The sequence below is a fragment of the Nonomuraea sp. NPDC050153 genome, from assembly GCF_044460125.1.
Taxonomy (GTDB): domain Bacteria; phylum Actinomycetota; class Actinomycetes; order Streptosporangiales; family Streptosporangiaceae; genus Nonomuraea.
Window position 1 is genome coordinate 246,417 of the sequence record NZ_JBITJQ010000009.1, and the last position, 19,121, is coordinate 265,537.

The 19,121-nt window shown below is 72.8% G+C and carries 15 protein-coding genes; all 15 read right to left on the reverse strand.

Annotation, left to right across the window (positions count from 1 at the left end; translation table 11 throughout):
* Positions 1–9 precede the first annotated feature (9 nt).
* The 15 genes from ACIBQ1_RS24075 to ACIBQ1_RS24145 are packed head-to-tail and all read right to left on the reverse strand — an operon-like array spanning position 10 to position 19,113.
* A complete protein-coding gene (locus ACIBQ1_RS24075) occupies positions 10–4,086 on the reverse strand; it encodes a hypothetical protein (RefSeq protein WP_397280748.1) in 4,077 nt (1,358 codons plus the stop codon).
* 58 nt (positions 4,087–4,144) lie between these two features.
* Positions 4,145–4,657 carry a hypothetical protein gene (locus ACIBQ1_RS24080; protein ID WP_397280750.1) on the reverse strand — a complete coding sequence of 171 codons (513 nt, stop codon included), beginning with the start codon at positions 4,655–4,657 and terminating at the stop codon, positions 4,145–4,147.
* A gap of 1 nt (position 4,658) precedes the next feature.
* Positions 4,659–5,306: a phage baseplate assembly protein V gene (locus ACIBQ1_RS24085; RefSeq protein WP_397280752.1), complete on the reverse strand. Its 648-nt coding sequence runs from the start codon at positions 5,304–5,306 to the stop codon at positions 4,659–4,661.
* 22 nt (positions 5,307–5,328) lie between these two features.
* A complete protein-coding gene (locus tag ACIBQ1_RS24090; protein ID WP_397280754.1) occupies positions 5,329–6,036 on the reverse strand; it encodes a GPW/gp25 family protein in 708 nt (235 codons plus the stop codon).
* Positions 6,036–6,479 (reverse strand): hypothetical protein, encoded by a 444-nt coding sequence (locus ACIBQ1_RS24095; RefSeq protein ID WP_397280756.1) that lies wholly within the window; start codon positions 6,477–6,479, stop codon positions 6,036–6,038. Before ACIBQ1_RS24095 ends, ACIBQ1_RS24090 begins: the two co-directional genes overlap by 1 nt.
* On the reverse strand, positions 6,469–9,210 hold the full coding sequence (locus tag ACIBQ1_RS24100; RefSeq protein WP_397280758.1) for a putative Ig domain-containing protein: 2,742 nt from the start codon (positions 9,208–9,210) through the stop codon (positions 6,469–6,471). The genes ACIBQ1_RS24095 and ACIBQ1_RS24100 overlap by 11 nt, the downstream gene beginning before the upstream one ends.
* A complete protein-coding gene (locus ACIBQ1_RS24105) occupies positions 9,207–10,691 on the reverse strand; it encodes a hypothetical protein (RefSeq protein ID WP_397280760.1) in 1,485 nt (494 codons plus the stop codon). The genes ACIBQ1_RS24100 and ACIBQ1_RS24105 overlap by 4 nt, the downstream gene beginning before the upstream one ends.
* Positions 10,688–12,457: a putative baseplate assembly protein gene (locus tag ACIBQ1_RS24110; protein ID WP_397280762.1), complete on the reverse strand. Its 1,770-nt coding sequence runs from the start codon at positions 12,455–12,457 to the stop codon at positions 10,688–10,690. Before ACIBQ1_RS24110 ends, ACIBQ1_RS24105 begins: the two co-directional genes overlap by 4 nt.
* Entirely contained in the window at positions 12,454–13,653 is a 1,200-nt protein-coding gene (locus tag ACIBQ1_RS24115) for a phage late control D family protein (RefSeq protein ID WP_397280764.1), read from the reverse strand. The genes ACIBQ1_RS24110 and ACIBQ1_RS24115 overlap by 4 nt, the downstream gene beginning before the upstream one ends.
* A complete protein-coding gene (locus ACIBQ1_RS24120; RefSeq protein ID WP_397280766.1) occupies positions 13,650–13,940 on the reverse strand; it encodes a LysM peptidoglycan-binding domain-containing protein in 291 nt (96 codons plus the stop codon). Before ACIBQ1_RS24120 ends, ACIBQ1_RS24115 begins: the two co-directional genes overlap by 4 nt.
* A 9-nt stretch (positions 13,941–13,949) precedes the next feature.
* Complete coding sequence (locus ACIBQ1_RS24125; protein ID WP_397280768.1) at positions 13,950–14,615, reverse strand: hypothetical protein; 666 nt, start codon at positions 14,613–14,615, stop codon at positions 13,950–13,952.
* The gene (locus ACIBQ1_RS24130; RefSeq protein ID WP_397280770.1) at positions 14,612–14,905 is read right to left on the reverse strand and encodes a hypothetical protein; all 294 of its coding nucleotides are present in this window, start codon (positions 14,903–14,905) and stop codon (positions 14,612–14,614) included. The genes ACIBQ1_RS24125 and ACIBQ1_RS24130 overlap by 4 nt, the downstream gene beginning before the upstream one ends.
* A gap of 11 nt (positions 14,906–14,916) precedes the next feature.
* Positions 14,917–17,088: an AAA family ATPase gene (locus ACIBQ1_RS24135; protein ID WP_397280771.1), complete on the reverse strand. Its 2,172-nt coding sequence runs from the start codon at positions 17,086–17,088 to the stop codon at positions 14,917–14,919.
* Positions 17,085–17,627: a DUF4255 domain-containing protein gene (locus ACIBQ1_RS24140; protein ID WP_397280773.1), complete on the reverse strand. Its 543-nt coding sequence runs from the start codon at positions 17,625–17,627 to the stop codon at positions 17,085–17,087. Before ACIBQ1_RS24140 ends, ACIBQ1_RS24135 begins: the two co-directional genes overlap by 4 nt.
* A 16-nt stretch (positions 17,628–17,643) precedes the next feature.
* On the reverse strand, positions 17,644–19,113 hold the full coding sequence (locus tag ACIBQ1_RS24145) for a hypothetical protein (RefSeq protein ID WP_397280775.1): 1,470 nt from the start codon (positions 19,111–19,113) through the stop codon (positions 17,644–17,646).
* Between the last annotated feature and the right edge of the window lie 8 nt (positions 19,114–19,121).

Here is a 19,121-nt window from a genome sequence, read left to right on the forward strand (position 1 = left end):
GGCGAGCACTCAGGGTGCGACGGGCGGCTTCTGGGCGGGAGGCTCCGGGAGGGTGGCCGGCGCGACGGTCAGCTCTATGTCGAAACTGCGGCGGACGGGCAGATCCGGGGCCGGCATGTCGTGCAGGAAATCCGGGTGCTCGCTGACCCTCCTGATGTCTTCCGGCTTGGCGAACTTCCCCCAGGTCGTCTCCACACCCTCAGAGGAGAGCCTGAACGATTCGATCCGCCCACCGCTCTGAACGATCGCGGTCTCGGCGAACTGGTACATCTTGGTCCCCGGCAGCGCGACCTCCGGAGCTGTCTTGCGCGCCGCGGCCCGGGCCAGCTGCGCGACGGTGACCGCCTCTTCGACTTTGTAGATGAGCACGGTGTGGGGCATGGCGAAGTCGGCGCCCGCTTTCGCCTTCAGCCAGTTCCTGGCCCACAGCTGGAGATACGTCGACAGCGGCACGCCTTTGCCCCGTATGAGCTGCGGGTTGTTCCCTATCCAGGTAGGAGTGTCCTCCAGCCGCACGTTCTCGATGACCAGAGTCTTGCTGTCCCGGCTCCAGGTGACGTCCAGCCTTCCGGTCGTCCTGGGCAGCTCCCCCCTCCGGCGCGGGACGGCTCGGACAATGGCTGGGACGTTCTCGGCGTCGCCGTATTCCTCCCTCCAGGTCGGCCCCTCGATGGTGACGTCGCGCCTTCTCTGCTCCCAGGTCTTGCTCTCGGTGGTGCGGTTCCGGGGAACGGCGCTCTCCTGGAGGCCTTCGACCTTGCCGGTGGCCTTGCCCGCACCGCCCCCGCCTCCGGCCCCGGTCACGCCGCCGCCCCCGGTTCCGCCGCCGCTCGTCGGCGCCACCGGCGCGGCGCCGCCGGACGGGGCCTTCGGGACCGCGGGCTCGACGGTCAGCACGACGTCGTAGTTGCGCGTCACCGGGGTGTTCAGTGGCAGCTCCAGGTCGAAGTCCCTGAGCAGAGCCGCGCGTTCGGCCTCACCCGCGACGTGTTTCCAGGGCATCGTCAAGCCGTTGTCGATGAGCTGCACTCCGGTGATCCGGCCGCCGGACTGCACGATCGAGTTCTCGGCGTTCTGGACGGTCTTGGTCAGCCGCAGCGCCCGCTCCACCGGGATCCCGTACATCTTGGCCCGCGCGAGCTGGGCGATCGAGGGCAGGTTGGAGACGCCCTCGATGACCACCACCCGCTCCCCCGCGATGGCGAGGCCCTGCTTCTTGAACCAGTTCATCAACCCCAGCGTCAGGTACGTCTCCAGCGGCGTCCCCCGGCCCGGCACGAGCGGCGGATCGGTGTCGACCCAGCGCGGGAGGTCGGGGTCGAACCTGGCGTGGGCGTGGCTCCAGGTGCCGGTCTTCGGGTTCCAGGAGCGTTCGACGATTCCCGAGGTTCCGTTCGGCCCCTTGACCTTCACCTCCCGCAGGATCGGCAGGCCGCTCGCCTTCTCCGCTGCCGTCAGTCCGGCGGGCGCGTCGATCGTGAACGTCCCGGCCGGTGCCGCGGAGGCGGCCCCCGCGCCTTGGGGCGGCTTGATCTTCGCCGGTCTGGCCAGGTCGGCGGCCCGCTCAAGGCCGGGGACGAACTCGACGCGACGTGCCACGGCCGGGTCCAGGCCCGCCCACATCTCCGGCACCGTGATCTTGCCGGACGGGTCCACGCGCACTTTCTCGGCCGTCAGCACCTTCCGCATCTCCGGTGTCAGCTCGTCCCACGAGGCGACCCTGCCGCGGTAGACGCCGCCCACGACCTGCCCGCCCTGGACCCGCTGGCCGACGCGGGTCAGCACGACCAGCTCCTGGTGCTCCACATCGACGCCGATGCGCTCGACCGGGGCCGACGGGTCCGGATTGCCGGACTGGACCGGGAAGGAGTCGTCGAGCGCGCGCTGGCCGTTCACGGGTCTGCGGGCGCCCGCCGGTCCCTTCGGGACCCCCGGCGTGCTGATCGTGTCGTTGTAGATCCGGTTCCCCATGAACGACTCGTCGTGCACGCTGGCCGCCCCCATGCTGCCCGTCGATCCGGCGGGCCGACCGGCTGGTGCGGCGGGCCCGGCAGGGCGCGTGGGCGTCGCCTCGGCAAGCGGGGCCGTGGGCGGCGTCTCCGCGGGCGGGATCGTGGGCGGCGCCTCGGCCGGCGCGGTCACGGGTGGTGTCTCCGTGGCAGGGCCGGGATGCGCCGGCTCAGCGTGAGGTCCGGTCCGGGCGGGGACGGCAGGCTCCGGCGTGTGCGTCCGCGGTGCCCGGATCTCCGGTGCCTGGGCCTCCGGCGCCCTGATCCCCGGTGCCGGGAGGTCCGGCGTATGGACCTTGGGCAGCTGGAACACGCCGAGAATGCCGGTGGCGATGCCGAGCGGCTCCAGGAAGCTGCCGATCGCCTCCATGACGCCGTGGATGCGCGGCTCGGACGCGAGCTGCTCTCCGGCGTGAGCGACCGACCTGACCAGGTCTTTCTGACCTTCCTTCTCATGCGCCTCGTACACCGCGATGCCGAGCGCGGCCAGGTTCGCCGCGTACGCGACCCAGCCGAGCGGCCCGGCCGCGAAGCAGAGCACCATCAGGATCGGCTTGAGGACGTCCAGGATCGAGGGCTTGTCCGCGCCGCGCCGGGCGCGGATGAGCTGCGCCTGCACCGAGTCCGGCGGCAGCCCCATCCCTTCCAGCGTCTCACCGATCACGATGTCGAAGTTGAAGACGACCTTGGGGTCCTTGTGCAGCGCCTCCCGGCCCTTCGCGACGTTACGGAACTGCGCCTCGATGTTCTGCAACAGCATCTCTTCGAGGTTCTCCGGATACTTCGACGCCTTCGCCCCCTTGTACACAACCGTGTTGCGCAGGATCGGGTACTCCGTGCGGACCTTGATGGCGTCGGCCGTGTCGGGATCCTCGGTCAGGTTCAGCATCGCCCCGGCGAGCCTGTTGACCTCGTTGCGGTTCCGGTAGCGCTGCAGCTCGGTCCGGAGGACCCGCTCGCCCTCCTTCAGGCTGAGCAGGGCGCGCAGGACGGCCTGGCGCTGCACCATCGTGCGCAGCTCGAGCGCCGCGGCGTCGAACTCGGCGATGGTGCGGAAGCGGGCGGCGTCCAGCTGCTCGTACAACGTCTGGATGACCTCCGCCTCGCGCCACGCGGGAGAGTTGTCGCTGGTGGTGAACTCGTAGTCGACGATCGCGTCGTACAGCTTCCCGGTGCCCTTGAGCCTGTCTATGGCGGCGGCCTGCTTGTTCAGGTCGATCGCGGCGCGCGCCGCCAGGATCCGGTCCTCGCGTTCGTCCTCGGCCTTGAGGATGCGCTCGCGCTCGGGGCTCTCCATGTACCGCTCAAGCTGTTGCTGCGCGTCGACCCATGTTCCCACCGGGCCGGTCGCGGGGCCCTCGCGGGCGAACGCCGCCCAGTCGGTCTCGGTGAGCCGCGAGAGCTGGTCGCGGAACCGGCTCATGGCGGCGACCTGCTCGGGCGGCAGCTCGTCCGGCTGCCCGCGGGTCGGCAGCCGTCCGGCCCGGCTGCCGCGCAGGGCGAGGTAGCGGCGGATCTCCGCGGTGTTGAACAGCGCGGCCGCATCGGGTTCCCAGGCGCCCTGCGGAAGGGCGCGCCTGCCGATCACCGCGAAGTCGAACGTGCCCACTCCTTCGAACGTGCCGGGATTGCTCGCGTGGTCGGCCCGGTTGAGCAGGACGGCATAGTTACGGCCCGTCTCGTCCACATACGCCTTGAGGTGCGGGGGGTACGCCCAGCGAAGGGCGCTGCCGTGGAGCGGGCGCGCGATGTAGACGCCCGGCGGGAAGTCGGCGTAGGAGATCACGGCCACCTTGTGCGTGCTGCCGTCGCCCAGCCGGTATTCGAGGACCATCTCGGCCTTCCTCAGCACGATCGCCCGCACCTGCCGGTCGGCCAGGGGCTTCGCCGGGGCCGTGACCCGCTGGGCCGGCGCGGGCGCCGCATCCTGCTGGAGCGCCGCGGCGACGGCGCGGTTGCCGTCGGTGCCCTGCGCCTCCGCGACCGGATGCGCCGGCTCGGACACCTTGGAGGGCGCCGCGGAGTCGGTCTTCGGCGGCTCGGCCACGGTTGTCGCGGCTCTCTGCTTCCCGGGCATCCGGCTCGCTCCTCGGTTTCGCTCGTCTTGGTCGTGTGTCGCTCGTCTTGGTCGTCGGTCAGGTCAAGGGGACCGGTGAAGGGGGGACCGGCGGGGTGATGGTGACGATGACGGTTCGGGTCCAGGTGTCGATCGCGGCGGCCACCGCCTTGGCCTGGTCCGCCGCCGAGCTCCCCGCCGCGGCCCCGGCGGTGAACACCGTGGCGAGCGCGGGACCGAGCACGCCGGGCGGCGCCGCCGTGACGGCCCCTGTGACGGGCGGCGCGGCGAACTGGACCGGCGGGGTGAACCAGAACGCGACGAACGCCGCGTCCAGGTCGGTCGCGAACGTCTTCGCCGCGCCGCCGCGCGCCGCCGTGAAGATCGGGTCGAGGGCTTTCGCGAGGTTCGTCTCCGCCGTGTCCAGCCCGGTGGCGAGCGGAGCCGCCGTACCGGCGCGACCGTTCGCCGCGTAGTCCCGGTAGATCTTCGCCCAGGCCTTCGCGGCGTCGGCCGTCGATTCCGGAAACCCTTTCCGTCCCTCGAAGAGCGCGGTGAGGTCGTCGCCCAGGGCCTTGGCGTCGAGAGGCATGTCACTCCGCCTTGAGGACGGTGGTCAGGGACTCGGGGGTGGAGGTCGGGGTCGGGGTCGATGAGGGGCCGACGCCGGTGGCGTGCTGGTGGAGGTCGAAGACGTCCTTCACGAACGACTTGGTGGCCAGCTCCTCGACCTCGCCGCCCGCGCCACGCACGACGACCTCGCCTGCCTTGACGGTGATCCGGTCGGCGGCCGGGTCGAGGACCACCTGGGCTCCGTTGGAGGCCCGTACGGTGATCAGTTCGCGGCCCTTGGCGTCCGACAGCACGATCGCGTGGCCGGACGCGGTCCTGAGCACGACCGCGTCCGGGTACCCGTCCAGGGCCTCCTGCGGCAGCTCGCCGCGCCCGCCCGGCTTGGCCCACGCGCAGCCCGACCACAGCGGCTCGGACAGGTCCCCCGCCACGAACTCGACCCACACGATGTCGTCCTTCTTGGGCAGCGCGAACAGCCCGACGCCGGCCCCGCCGTACGGGGTCACCGGCCACGCCCACCCGGTCACCGCGTCGCCCAGCAGGTCGGGCACGCGGACCCTGAGCCTGCCGAGCTTCTCCGGGTCGTTCCGGTCCTCCACGAAGCCGCGGTACTTCCCCCAGTACCTGCGCCCGCTGTCCTCCATGTGGCGGGCCATCCGGTCGTCCATCCTCACCTCACCTCGAAAATCGTCATCTGGGTATCGGGACGCCCACCCGGAGCCGCTCGGTGTTCAGGTCCGAGGTGCGCAGGTAGACGATGTCGACGGTCAGCTCGGCCCCACCGGCCGTGACCTGGACGCTCTGGACCTCCATCTGGTCGCCGAGGAAGCGGCGCAGCGCCCGTGCCACGGAGAACTCGGTGGTCGCGGCGAGGATCTCGTTGTTCGGGTCGAACACCAGGTCCCGCAGGCCGGTGCCGTACTCGGGCAGGTTGACCCGCTCCCCCGGCGCGGTGAACAGCAGTTGCAGGACCTTGCCGTGCAGCAGCCGGTCGCCCTGCTGCGCCGAGACGGCCCCGCTCGCGGTGATCCCGAACGGGAAGCCGAGCCCGGCCGGCCGTCCTGTCGGCTCGGCCCGGACCAGCGTCACCGCCGCGGTCACCGGCCGGACGGCCAGCCGCAGCATCCGGGACGGCAGCGCGGTCGCGTCGCCGTGCCGGGCGACGACCGTGAAGAAGAAGTCGCCTCCCCGGTCGAAGCCGCCGAGCGTCGCCGTCGTCCCGCCGAGTCCGGCGAGACTGCGGGCGCGGAACGGGTCGAGCGGGTCGGTGCCCGAGTAGACGTCGAACACGATCCCCTGGACGGCGGGATCGCCGGGGAAGGTCCAGCTCAGCCGTACCCGCCCGTCGCCCAGGTCGGATCCGGACAGGTCGGCCGCGGACGGCGGTGCGGCGGCCACTACGCGCCCCCGCCCCGGTCGATCAGCTCGGCCACCGCCCACCGCCGGAACAGCCGCATCCACTCGGCGTCCGGGGTCGCCTCATCCCGCAGGACGGCGAGCAGTTCGTTCCCGGACGGCTGCGCGGCGGCGGACGGCGGGCTCAGCGCGAGCAGCCGCTCCGGGTCGCCGAGCAGCCCGCGCAGCCGCTCCCGCTCCGCCTCCGGCGGGCGCTCCCGGTGCGTCACGGTCACCTCACCGCCGCTGACCGCCAGTCCGGTCACCGTCGGGGAGACCTCCTGCGCGGCGGCCAGGATCGCTTCCAGCGGGACGCCCCCGGGCTCGCCCCGCCCGCGTACCGGCACGGGCAGCGGCAGCCGCTCGACGTGCCGCCCATTCTCGCCTGACCGGGCCGGCCGCGCGAGCAGCCGGGCGACCCGGCCGCGGTCGGTCTCAGAGATCATTGATCAGCTCCGTGCTCTTCTTGAGTTCCATGACGGTGATGTTCATCGCGCTGATGTCGATCGACGTGTTCGTCGTCACAGTGGCGATGATCTGCGCGGACGTGGGGGTGAACTGGCTGGCCAGAGATTGGAAGACGGTTTCGACACCGGCGAACACGAACGTGAACGGCGTCGCCACCCCGGTTTGGCGGTCCGACAGGGTGATGGACCGGGTGTCCTCGAAGACGAGACCGGTCTCCGGGTCGGCGATCGGGTCGGTCATGAAGTCGTTGTAGTAGGCGACCTTGATGCGGAGAGAGCCGATGACCGACGCGTGGAAGAAGACGTCGCCCGACCAGAACACCATCAGCTTGCTGCCGGGGGACACGGAGGGCAGGCGCGTGGACGCGAGCAGGGCGTCGGCCGAACCGGTCACGGTGACGTCCGACGGCCGCAGGTTCACGGCGTGCGTGTTGCCGGCCCGGGGGCGCAGGTCCGCGATCATCGTGATCAGGTCCGGCTCGGGGTCGGCGGGGTCGCGGGTGAGCGTCGCCAGCGGGACGTAGTGGTGCACGGTGCCGCGCGGCCGCTGGAAGGCGAGCTGCTCGATCCGGGTGAGGGGGTCGAGGCCGGACGCGTCGTCGCCGGCCAGGAACCGGGTACGGAAGTTCCAGTAGTCGCCCGGCCGCATGCCGTGCCCGCCGAAGCGGGCCACGACGCCGTCGTTGAGGGGCACGGCCGCCGACAGTGCCGGATCGGCCGCGTCGGCGGGGATCGGCACCCGGAACGCGTTCCAGCGCTGCACTGTCGGGCGGTCGGCGAGGGCGAACGTGGTGAATCCGGCGACCCGCCCGGCGGCCGGGAGGGCGCCGAGCTGGCTGCCGGTGGCCTGAGCGAGCCCGATCACGTTGCCCACGACCGACGCGACCTGGTGCTCCTCCGCGCCGAACTCCTTGCGGATCAGGATCCGGTCGCCCTTCTGGAACGCGGTCGCGTCCTCCACCACGACCTGCGTGGACCCGGGCGGCACGGGCTGGATCACCCGCTGGATCGTCGACGCGTTGTCCTGCGACCAGCGGAACGTCGCCGCGCCGATGTCGCCGCCGCCGTCGATCTCCACCAGGTACAGCCGGTTGGCCTGGGCGGTGTAGCTGCCCTCCGTGGCCAGCGTGCCGCCCCCGCGCCCGTCGCCGGACGGCATGCTCCCGCCCTGCGCGACCCGGACCCGCTGCCGGATCCGGGAGCGGGTCGTCGTGTCGGGACCGCCGAGGGCGACCTCCCGGATGTCCGGGTCGTCGACGTACGTCACCGGCTCGGTCCACACGTCGAGGTAGACGGTGTCCTTGCGGGCCTGGGCGCCCGGCCCGCCCGCCGGCGGGGTGAGCGGCGGGTCGTTCGGGTCCGCCTGCCGGGAGTACAGCGTGTCGGCGATCTGGAGGGGCGTGAGACCGGACACGTGCATCCGCGCGGCGCTCACCGGGTCAGGGACGGACTGGTCGATGCCGGCCAGCAGCTCGATCAGGGACTGGAGGAAAGGGACGGTGGTGGGATCGGCGACGCCGAATGACTGCGCGAACTTGGTGTACAGCCCCACGTCTGCCGGGATCATGGACAGCTCCGAGCCCCGGATGACGAAGTTGTTGGCGGCCTGCGCGCGCTGCCTGGCCGTGCCGCCCAACCGCAGGTCGTCGAAGTCCCAGATCAGCGGTGTCCCCGATTCCTGGGGGACCTCGAACCCGTAGGCGCGCACGCGAGCGGGGTTCGCCGGTGTGCCGGTGGGCGTCTCGAAAGGGGAGAGACTCTGCAGCTGGCCCTCCGACGGCGTCGTCCGCCCGCGCTCCGGCCCCTGCGCCTGCACCACGAGGGTGAGTTGCCTGGTCGCCGTCCGGTTGGCGGAGTCCGTGGCCTTGACGGTGAACGTGAACGTCCCGGCCTGACTCGGGGTGCCCTGAAAGTCGATCTGCCTGTCGGTCTGTGGGGTGGACCCGACATGCGTGCCGGGTGGCAGCGTCCCCGTGGTCGTCCAGGTGAAGGGGGGTGTTCCGCCGGCGACGTACAGGGACTCGAAGGAGAATTCGTTCACCACGGCGTTGCGCAGGGTCTGGTTCAGGATGTGGAATCGGAGGTCCAGCGGGGAGACCAGGCCGCCCGCCCACGTGTCCGCCGGGAGCGTGGAGGGGGTCGAGATCGGCCACACGGTCTTGCCGTTCGCGTCGTCCTCGATGAAGAACTTGAGCACGCTCGCCGTCTTGCGGTTGCGCCGGTACCAGAAGGTGGCGACGTCCGACGCGGACAGGTCGACGGTCCCCGACAGGGTCTTGCGGATGGTGACGGTCCCGGGGTGGCCGGACAGACGAAGGAACCCCTGTCCCCGGAACGGGCGGTCGTGGGCGATCCGCAGCGTGCCCTGCGGCGACGACAGCGTGAAGCCGGCGGCCTGCTCGAAGTCGTCCAGGAGGTCGCCGGGGAAGTTGAAGGAGAAGCGCCACGAGCCCAGGAAGGAATCCAGGATCGTGCTCAGGCTGACCTCGGTAAGCTGGTCGAGGTCCGGCATGATGACGGGCACGATCGAGTAGCCGGTGTCCGGGCTGCCGTCGCCGTGCGTGTCGCGGCCGAGACGGCGGGCGGCCGCGACGGCGATGTCCTGGTTCTCGTTCCAGTCGGCGTCCAGCACGGGGCGGCCCTGCTGGAGGTAGACGCCCAGATAGTTCTTGAGCTCGTCGAAGCTCTCCCGGGATATGGCGCGGGTCATGGGGTGCCTTTCAGGTCGGCTCTGGCGTGGCGGGTGTCGATCACGACCGGCGTCACGCCGGCGGGGACGATCTTGGGCAGGCGCTGGGCGAGGCTGTCGAACAGGCGGGCCTGCGCCGCCCGGCCGGGGTGGGAGAAGACGGCGGTCACCGTGTCGGCGGCGGTGACGAAGCCCTGCGGGAAGGCCAGCAGGCCGCGGACGGGGTCGATGGCCAGGTTGCCGGGGGCGACGGCCAGGTCGAGCCGGTCGAGGTCGGCCAGAAGCGGGGTGAGCTGGGCCGTCACGTCGGCGCCGTTGCGGGCGATCCGCCAGCCGCGGTCGGTGCCGTGGAAGGCGGCGAGCGGCACGCCGAGGCGGAGCGCCGCCCGCACGGGCGTGCCGTCGAGCGCGTCGACCAGCTCCGCGGGGAAGCCGTCCACCGTGAGACTGCGCACGGCGGGCGTGTCGGCGCGCGCCGGTCCGGCCGTGACGCCGGCCGCCCGGACGGCGGGCGCGGTCAGATGGTCGACCCGAACGGCCTGCGCCGAGACGCCCAGAGCGGCCGGGTCGAGCAGGATCCGGCCGAGCTGCGGGTCCACCGCGATGTCGGTCGGGGCAGGCGTCAGCGGGCCGCCGCCAGGGCGGCGCGGGGCGGCGAAGTCGGTCAGGTCGGCCGCGAGGACCCGTACGGCGGGGCGGAACGCCGGGTCGGTGACGTCCACGCCGCCGATCCGGATCGCGAACCCGCGCGGCGTGCCCGCGAACCGCGGCACCGCGCCGTCCAGCTTGGACCTCGTGAGCGGCGTGCCGTCGATCCCGTCCAGGAGCTGCAGCCGCACGCCCTGGGTGTCCCCAGGGGCGACCGGACGGTCGTCGAAGGTGAGCCGGCCGTCCCCGCCCCCGAGCTCGGCGGGGCGGCGGTCGGCGGCGACCCGGGCGGGGGTCGCGAACAGCCCCAGGTTGTCGAAATGGGCGCGGCCGGCCGCATCGGTGACGGCGAGCGGCGCGCGCACATCGAGGACGGTGGGCACCACGTCGTCGGCGCGGCCGAGCCCGGCCAGCGCGGCCGGGTCCGCCACCGGCGCGGTGACGATCCCGGCCGTACCGGGGCGCAGCGAGGCCACGTCCGGGACCGCGGCGACGCGGGCGGAGAAGTCGACGAGCCGCACCCGCCAGCCGGTGAGCGACTCGGCGGTCCGCTGGACCAGGTCGAAGGTGCCCTTGCGCCGGTAGCCGCTGAGCGCGTCGAGCACCTCGTCGCGCTGCGCCCGCTCGGGCAGGGTGGTGTCCACCTCGGTGCCGACCAGCGCGCCGATGAGCGGGATGAACGGCGCGCGGCAGGCCACCACGGTCTGGTCGTCGCGGAGCTGGGTGATCGAGGCGTGCAGCTCGCCGAGCGGCCCGGCCAGGATCGTGAGGAACCGCAGCAGGTCGCCGGAGGCGTCCTTGTCCCGGTAGAGGCCGGGAAGGTTGGCCATCAGCAGGTCGGCGTCGATCGTCATCGGACGCCTCCGAACGGCACGACGAGGATCGAGCCCGCGAACGCGAGCTCGCCCTCCCCGATCGGGATGTCGGCCAGCGCGCCGACGCCGCCGGCGGACGGCCGGTCGCGGCGCTCGAACCGGGGCAGCTGCACGAACCGCACGCCGGGGACCGGGAACAGCGCCGAGAAGACGTCGCCCGCGCGCACCGGCTGCCCGAAGTCCTGAGCCGGGAACGCCAGCAGCCCGGCGACCAGCGCCCGCACCTGGTCGATCACCTGGGTCTGGCTCGCGTCGGCGGTCAGGTGCACCTCGACCGTGATGTCGACGGGCACGTACGACGGGTCGAGCACCTCGACCCCGGCCATCCGGTTCACCGGCATGCGGGATTCGAGGTGCCGCGCGACCGTCTCCCGCAGGTCGTCCGCGGGCGGCGGCGGTGGCACCGTCTGCGGGTTCTCCGGCGCGACGACGACCTGGACGACCTTGTAGCCGCCGCGCAGCCCGACCCGGGCCTTCGCCTTGCCGACGCCCGCCACGCCCTCCGCGAGCAGTTCGTAGTCCTCCAGCGTGACCGCGCGCTCCTGCGCGATCACCGATCCAGGGCCCGCGATCTTCGCCTCGTCGGCCGACTCGCGGTCCGCGCCGCCCTCGGCCGGGAACGGGTTGGTCACCGCCGCGGCCGCCGCCAGCGCGGTGGGGACGGTCAGCACGTCCGGGCCGACGTTGCCGGCCACGCCGAGGCCGACCCGGTACTTGGCCCGCACCTCGGCCCCGGCGGACGGCACGCTGCCCCGCGCGCCGGTGCCGAACACCACGGTCATCACGTCGTTCTCGTCGATCTCGGTGGTGTAGTGCAGGTCCGCCGGGCCGCTGGCGAACAGGCTCTCGACCTGCTGCCACGGCGCGCCGTCCACGCGCACCTCCAGCTCGGGCTGGGACCTGCGGCGGCGGGTCTCCTCGGTGCGCAGCAGGTGGGTCACCGGGGTGCGGGCCAGCGCGAACCGCTGCCCCGGCGTGCCGTCCGCGATGTACACCGGCTGGCCGGCGGCCTCGCCGTCGACCGTCACGCCGTGCGTCGCGGTCACGTTGTTGCCGCGCAGCCTGGTCGCGGCCGGGTCGAACGAGGTCGGCAGCGGCGGCAGCCAGGCCACCTCGTCGTTCCCGTCCGCCTGCCGCCCCACGCCGGTCACGGTGAGCGGCGGCGACCGGCGCGGCCGCACGGCACCGTCCGGCTGCGCGGTCCGCTCCTCCAGGTAGACGACGTCCCCCGCGGCGAGCCGGTGCCCGCCCGCGGGGACCTCGGCAGTCGTCGCGCCGACCGGCAGCGACGCGCCGCCCGCGAGCGCGATCTGGTTGTTCGCCGTCCGCAGCGAGAACGGGCGGGTCACCTCGAAGGTGACGTCCGCCTCGCCGGGCCGCCCCGCCGTCCTGATCTGGAACGGCAGCTGCTCGGGCGCGACGTCGACGTCTGCCGAGGCGTCCACGTGGATGACGGCCGAGGCGGCGAGGCCCGGGTCGAGCTGGTACCCGATCAGCCGCAGCAGCTCGGTGACCGACCGCCGCTGGGTGGCGGTGGCCAGGAAGCCCTCGTTCGCGACCCGGTCCTGGTAGTAGGCGAGGATGTCGGCAACGTAGGCGACCAGCTCGACGAGCACGACGCCGAAGTCGGCCTCGCCGCGGTCGGTCCAGTCGGGCAGCAGCAGCGGGATCTGGTTGAGCATCCCCTGCTTGAAGCCCTCGTAGTCCTTGGTGACGTAGTCGATGCGGGGCCGGCGGCCGGTCATCGCCGTCCTCCCGGCAGCAGGGTGTCCACCTGGCGGGCGGGCAGCACGCGGTTCCCGTCGGGACGGATGCCTCCGGCGTCCCCGCCGGGCGGGATCGGTTCGGGCGCCGCGGGCGGGGCGAAGTCCTCCGCGCCGGTCACGCCGAGGGCGTTCCGGTACGCCTCGAACACCTGCGTGTAGCCGTCGACGGTGAACGTGTGCCCCACCCGGGAGACGTAGTACAGCCCGCTGTGCCGCTCGCCGGCCGCCTTGATCGCGACCGGGCGGCCGGGCCGCAGCATGGCCCGGTACGCCCGGGAGTCGATCTCCCCGTGCGCGGTGGCGAACCGCCCGGCGGGCCGGTGCGCGGCGCGCAGCCACGCCTCCATCTCGGCCGGGGAGGCGGGGGCCCGCCGGGTCATCAGGAAGTCGCCGCCCGGCAGGCCGGCCCGCAGGTCGCGGAGGGCGTCCTTGCCGAGGCGGCGCTCGGGCAGGTCGCGCAGCGCCTTGGTGTCCTCCCGCTTGCTGAAGGGGTCGATCCGGCGCATCTGCGGCTCGAAGCCCGGTGTGCCGTCCACCCGGATCGTGAGCGAGGCGAGGTTCGCCTCCGGGCCGTAGCCCATCGCGAGCAGCTTCTGCGGCGGGCCGCCGAGGTTGGGGCCGCGGAACAGGCCGACGCCGCCGCGCACCCGGCACTCGAAGCCGTTGCGGTGTGCCAGCCGCCGCAGGAACTGGATGTCGCTCTCGTTCTGCATCGTGACGGCGTTCGTCTCGGTCTGCTGCACGAGGGTGTCCTCCACCTCGGTGCTCAGGCCGTACGAGCCGAACACGATCCGGGCGATCTCGTGGTCGGTCTTGTTCGGCCAGGGGCGCCGCCGTTCGCCCAGGTTCATCAGCGCGGTCGCGTCCATGCCGGACACCTCCAGGTAGGGGTCCTCCTCAAGGAGGAAATTCACCGCGGTGTGCGTGAGGTAGCCGTCGAACAGGACCTCGGCGGCGGGCGCGTACCCGGCCTCGACGGTCAGCCGCCGCCACAGGGCGAAGCGTGGGTCGTCGAGATAGGTCCAGGTGCCGTCCAGCTTCCGGGTGACGGCGAGCCGGAGCCTGATCACGTCGGCCTCGTCGACCGACTCGTTCACGCCGATCTCCACGATGTCGGGCACCAGGTCGTCCTGGGGCTTCCCGTCGATGCGCACCCGCGCGATCTCGGTGATCATCTCGGCCCTGTCCGGTCGCGCGGGATCTGGATCCGGCGCCCGGGGCGCAGCAGTTCCAGCGGGTCGAGTTCCTCGGGGTTGGCGTCGAGGATCAGCCAGTACTTGCGCGGGTCGCCGTAGAAGCGGGCGGCCAGGGTGTCCAGCCGCTCGCCGTCCAGCACCACGTACTCCAGCACGCCGGGCGTACGCGGGATGCGCCGCCCGGCCAGCGACCGGCGGCGCACGCCGTCCGGTACGGTCAGCTCGACCACCTCTGTGGCCGCGTATCGGGATCCTGGAAAGATCATGTCGCGTCCCTAGCCCTGAACGTCGCGGGGGACGTCGGGGATGATCGATGTCGCGTCGGGGGTGCCGCGCGCGTTCAGCGCCGCCATCTGGGTCCGCTGGGCGAGGGTGTGCCGCTGGAACTGGTTGCCGCCGCCGAGCACCCGGAGGGTGACACCGACGATCGCGCGCGAGGGGCTGAGGTTCGCGTTGTACTCGACCTCTTCGATGTTCATCTGGGTGAGCCGCACGGGGATCAACCGCTGGCGCCCCCAGACGAAGATCATTACTGGGGTGACCAGCCGCTGGCCGAACCCGAAGTCGGTGGAGAAGCCGCCGAGCGGCGTCTCCGGCCGGGGCGTGATCATCAGTTCGAGCGCCGACAGCGCGGGCAGGACCCCGAACTCGGCCGCCACCGGGTCGCCCTGCTCCAGCGCGTCCGTGGCATCCAGCCGGATGTCCATCGAGATGGTCTCCGGCTCGGTCACCGTGATCTGCACCTCAAGGCTCTGGTCCTCGGGCGTGCTCTCCTCCCGCCCCCGTCTGGACGGCGGAGCCGGGATCCGCAGGCTCTTCCTGCGGGTGAGCGTCACGGGGTTGAACTGGAACGACACGGTCAGCTGCGGATCCGCGGCCGGATCCGCGTCCACGAGCGCGCCCTTCAGCAGCTGCGGCTGATTGGAGAGTCCGCCGGTCACCTCGTCACCCCCGGGTCCCGGTGGGAGGCGGGCCGCTGAAAGGCGGGCTGTTGAAAGGCGGCGCGGTCGGCGACGGCGGCGCGGATCGCGCGGCCGATCCGGGTGGCGAGTCCGCTGTCGCCGGCGCCGGCGGCATCCACGCGCACCCTTATGCGGGCGATCCGGCCCGCCTCCGGCACCCGCATCTCGGCTGCGGCCCGCGCCAGGGCCTCGCGGACCAGGGCGACGGCCCGCTCCGGGGGCATCCCGGCACCACCCGCGCTCTCGGGCGTCTCCACTCGGACCACCATTCTGCGCACCCTCATCGAACGGCCTCCGCCGCGAGGAACGGCTTGCCCATGCGTTCGTACTCCCGTCTCGTTGCCAGCAGCAGATGCTCGTTCCCGACCCGGCCGCCGTCGTCGGCGGCCAGGAACGCCGCGTTCCAGACGATCTTGCGGATGACGCCGCCGGACACCTTGAAGCGCCGGGCCATCCCGGGCAGGTCCAGGTCGGCGGCGACCGGAAGCTCCTCCGGGAGGTGGCGGCGCCAGATCGCCAGCCGGGCCGCCTCGTCGGGGAAGGGGAAGGCGACCGACACCCTGATGCGGCGCTGGAACGCCTCGTCGATGTTCTGGGCGAAGTTCGTCGCCAGGACCACCACGCCCGCGTACTCCTCGACCCGCTGGAGCAGGTAGGAGACCTCGATGTTGGCGTACCGGTCGTGCGCGTCGCCGACCTCGGACCGCTTGCCGAACAGGGCGTCCGCCTCGTCGAAGAAGAGGATCGACCCCGACCGCTCCGCGCCGTCGAAGAGCCGCCCCAGGTGCTTCTCCGTCTCCCCGATGTACTTGCTCACCACAGTCGACAGGTCCACCTTCATCAGGTCCATGCCGACGGCCCCCGCCACCACCTCGGCGGCCAGCGTCTTCCCCGTGCCGCTCGGCCCGAGGAACAGCGCCTGCACCCCGCGTCCCAGCGAGGCCCGCCGTCCGAGCGCCCACTCGTCCAGCACCCGCCCGCGGTGCCGCACCTGTGCGCACAGCTCCCGGAGCTGCGCCAGGAGGTCCGGCGGCAGCACCAGGTCGTCCCAGCCGGCGCAGGGCGTGACGGGGCGCGCGAGCCCGTCGAGCGCGGCCCGCCGCGACGCCGAACAAGCCCAGACCAGATCCTCGTACCGGGGCCCGCCCTTCCCGGCCCCCGGCTCGGGCTCGCCGTCCGCCTCCGCCCTGCCCCGGGCGAGCCGGAGTGTGTCGTCGATCTCGGCCGGCGTCGACGGGAAGCGGGCCGCCAGCAGGCCGATCTGGTCGGGCGCAAGGCCCGGGAGGGCGCGCTCCCAGGCGGCACGGCGGAGCCGGTGGTCGAGGCGCGGAGGATCGAAGGGGAGGAAGGTGACGTGGGCAGGGAACGACGGGCCGGGAAGCCACAGGCGTTCGCCCTCGGTGCAGGTGAACCAGGACGCGTCGGCCAGGAGCCGCTCCAGGGTGCGCAGGTGCGCGTCCGCTCTCGGATCGTCGAGCAGGGCGTCGATCCCGGACAGGTATACCCCGGCCGAAGCCAGCGCCGCCTGCCGGTACACCAGCCGCAGCCCCTCGGCCAGCGGCAGCGCGCCGGACTGCGACAGCGACAGCAGCTCGCCCGCGTCGGCGTGCAGCATCCGCGTGCCGAGGCGGCGGCACGCGGCCGCCGCGATCCGCCGGCCCTCGGCGGCCCGCGAGCCGTGGAAGTGCGCGGCGAGGTGCCTGCGGCCGCCGCCGAGGAGTGTCGTGAGGCGGTCGGCCATGTCGTCGTACGGCCAGGCTTCTGCTTCGGCTTCGGGGGCGGGTTCGGGGAGGGGACGGAGCGCGCATTCGATTCGTCTGTCGGCCGCGCGCGATCCGGTGATCAGGGCGAGGACGGCGGGATCGAGCGAGAGGCCCCGGATGGGATGGTGGGCGGCAGTGCCGGCCTCGTCGACCATGCGCCACCGGAACACCGCCGCACTCGGGTCGAGCAGCGCGCCGCCGTCCGCCGGGCACCGCGGGTCGAGCGCGGCGAGGGCCGTCACGAGCCGCAGGCTGGGCCGGCGCTTCGTCGTGTCGTCGTGCAGATATCCGTACACCTTGCCGTAGCGGGCGTCGAGCTCGGCGGCCGCGCACGCGACCAGCAGCAGCTCCTCTTCGGGGGTGAGCTCGAAAAGGTCGCGAAGCGCCGGCAGCACCAGCGATCGGCCCAGGTGCCGGGTGGCCGCGACCCGGGCGGAGATCTCCGTCCTGGCCTGTTTCAGCGCGGGCGGCGGCTCGACCGGTCCCGGGTCGGCGCCACCGCTGAGCAGCCACTCGGCCTCCGGCGCGGTGACGAACCAGCCGTGGCCGCCCTCCGCGCCGCCCTCCGCGCCGTCGGGCATGACGGCGGGCCTGGTAGCGGCCACCAGCACGAGCAGCGCCTGATCGAGCCAGGCCAGCTCGGCGGCGAGATGCTCCCGCCCGCCCGCGAACGGTTCTGCGTCGCTCACTTGATCACCTTGAGGTCCAGGTCGGTGGAGGCGACCGGCTTGGCCACCGGTCCGCGGCCGCGCGCCGGGATCGGCGCGTAAGAGACCTCGTAGACCGCGGACAGCCGGAAGTCCTTGGTCAGGGCGGTCCAGACCTTGCTCAGCTCTTCGACGTCGGCGCTGTGCAGGGTGACCTTCACCTCGCCCTGCCGCAGTCCGGGCTCCAGGCGTTCCTGCGGGACGATCGGATGCTCGTGCAGGACTCGCATCGCCTCGGCCATGATCGTGTGCGAGTCGGCCAGGCCGAACTGTCCGTCGATCGGCGCGTAGGTCGTGAGCATGTAGTACAGGTTCAGCACCAGCGGCGGATCGGCGAACTGGGCGGGATCGTCGGGGAGAGGGGTGGGCGACTGGTTGCGCAGTTGCGGGTTCGGGCACAGCCAGTACAGGAACAGGTTGACGCGAGACTGCTGGGAGCCGGCATCCGCCGGCGACAACAGAGTGACGGGGGACGACGGAGACATCTCGGCCTCCAGCAGGTTCTTGAGAGACTCGCTCACCAGCCCGATCACCTCTTCACCACCTTCCGATGTAGTTGCGCGCGGCCGGATCCCACGCCCCGGTGGCCTCCGGCTGTCCGGCCCCCGACGGCCCGGCCCCCGTCGCCGCGGGCCGGCCGGTTCGCGCGGCCTGCTCCGTGTGCGGGAGCCCGTCGGGGACGCCGACGAGCTGCACCTCCAGGTGCTCGATCACCAGCTCGGCCCCGCGACTCCCGTCGCCCGTCGCGTTCCCGGGATGGGCGGTGGAGGCGGTGGAGGCCGCTGGTTCCGCGATTCTCCGTGCGCGGGACGTGCCCGCCCGGCCGCCCGCACCCGCGTCGTGGCGCACGTCTGTCTGCCCGGCCTCGTGGCACACGTCCGTCTGCCCCGCCTCGTGGCGCGCGTCCGCCTGCCCGGCCTTGTAGCGCGCGTCCGTCGTCCCGTGGCGGCCCGGTGTGATGCCGGCCGCCGGCCGTGAACCGTCCGGAGAGTCCACCGTCTCCGCAGGTGAGGCGAGGGCGTTGGTGCGGCGCCACGGGCCACGGGGCATGTGCGTGATCTCCGTGCTGTGACGGCTGGGGTGGATCGTGGTGCCCGTAGCGTCGGCCAGGTCTGCCGAGCCGGCCGCGTCGACCGGGCCGGCTGGGGTGGCCACGTCGGTTGGGGTGGGTGGGATGTCTGCGTCGGTTGGGGTGGCCGCGTCGGTTGGGGTGGGTGCGTCGGCTGGGGTGGGTGCCGCGTCGGCTGGGGTAGGCGTGTTCTCCCCAGGTGGCTGGGCCGGTTCCGCTGTCCGCGCGTCCCGGGTCCTGGTCCCGGTCAGCGCTGCGGTCGGGAGAGCTGGGAAGCGGGTCGGCGGGTGGCTGGCGAGCAGGCGGTCGCCCAGGGCGCGCCAGTGGGCGGAGAGGTCGTCACCGGGCACGCGACCGGAATCCCGGGCCGGGCGGGCCGTGTCGCCTCCATCCGGGCCATCCGTGTCGCCTCCGTCTCGGCGGGGGCCGATCGGCTCGACCGAGCGGAAGCCCGCGTCACGCAGCGGTGCCGACGGCCGGACGGGAGCGCCGGGCCCGTCACCAGCGGCGTCACCGGCCACGCCACCAGTCATGTCGCGCGGCACGTCACGGGGCACGTCACGGGGACGGTCGCCGAACGCGATACGCGGGCCGCCGGCGAGCGGGTCACGCGTCCCGTCATCGAGCGCGCCACGGGGACTGCCCCTGAGCACGTCATGGGACTCACCATCGACCGCGGCGCGGGCGACGCCGCTGATCGTGTCGCTGGCCGTGCCGCTGGCCGTGTCGCCGCGCCCGTCGGCGGACGCCTTGCCGACCAGCTCGGGAACAGGGCTAGTGGCCGCGTCCCAGACCACATCGCCGACCTCGTCTTCGGGCAGGGGGTCCTGCTCCAGGGGTTCCACCAGGTCAGGTACGTGCAGCGGCTCCACCGAGTGGGTCGCGTTCGCCAGGAGGCGGGCGCCTCGGGCGAGCAGGTGCTGGAGAAAAGGTGACATGTCCGGCC

Bases quoted from the DNA above. Each gene is read 5' to 3' on its own strand.
- ACIBQ1_RS24075 (WP_397280748.1), bottom strand. From the start codon at position 4,086: ATGCCCGGGAAGCAGAGAGCCGCGACAACCGTGGCCGAGCCGCCGAAG.
- ACIBQ1_RS24080 (WP_397280750.1), bottom strand. From the start codon at position 4,657: ATGCCTCTCGACGCCAAGGCCCTGGGCGACGACCTCACCGCGCTCTTC.
- ACIBQ1_RS24085 (WP_397280752.1), bottom strand. From the start codon at position 5,306: ATGGACGACCGGATGGCCCGCCACATGGAGGACAGCGGGCGCAGGTAC.
- ACIBQ1_RS24095 (WP_397280756.1), bottom strand. From the start codon at position 6,479: ATGATCTCTGAGACCGACCGCGGCCGGGTCGCCCGGCTGCTCGCGCGG.
- ACIBQ1_RS24100 (WP_397280758.1), bottom strand. From the start codon at position 9,210: ATGACCCGCGCCATATCCCGGGAGAGCTTCGACGAGCTCAAGAACTAT.
- ACIBQ1_RS24105 (WP_397280760.1), bottom strand. From the start codon at position 10,691: ATGACGATCGACGCCGACCTGCTGATGGCCAACCTTCCCGGCCTCTAC.
- ACIBQ1_RS24110 (WP_397280762.1), bottom strand. From the start codon at position 12,457: ATGACCGGCCGCCGGCCCCGCATCGACTACGTCACCAAGGACTACGAG.
- ACIBQ1_RS24115 (WP_397280764.1), bottom strand. From the start codon at position 13,653: ATGATCACCGAGATCGCGCGGGTGCGCATCGACGGGAAGCCCCAGGAC.
- ACIBQ1_RS24120 (WP_397280766.1), bottom strand. From the start codon at position 13,940: ATGATCTTTCCAGGATCCCGATACGCGGCCACAGAGGTGGTCGAGCTG.
- ACIBQ1_RS24130 (WP_397280770.1), bottom strand. From the start codon at position 14,905: ATGGTGGTCCGAGTGGAGACGCCCGAGAGCGCGGGTGGTGCCGGGATG.
- ACIBQ1_RS24145 (WP_397280775.1), bottom strand. From the start codon at position 19,113: ATGTCACCTTTTCTCCAGCACCTGCTCGCCCGAGGCGCCCGCCTCCTG.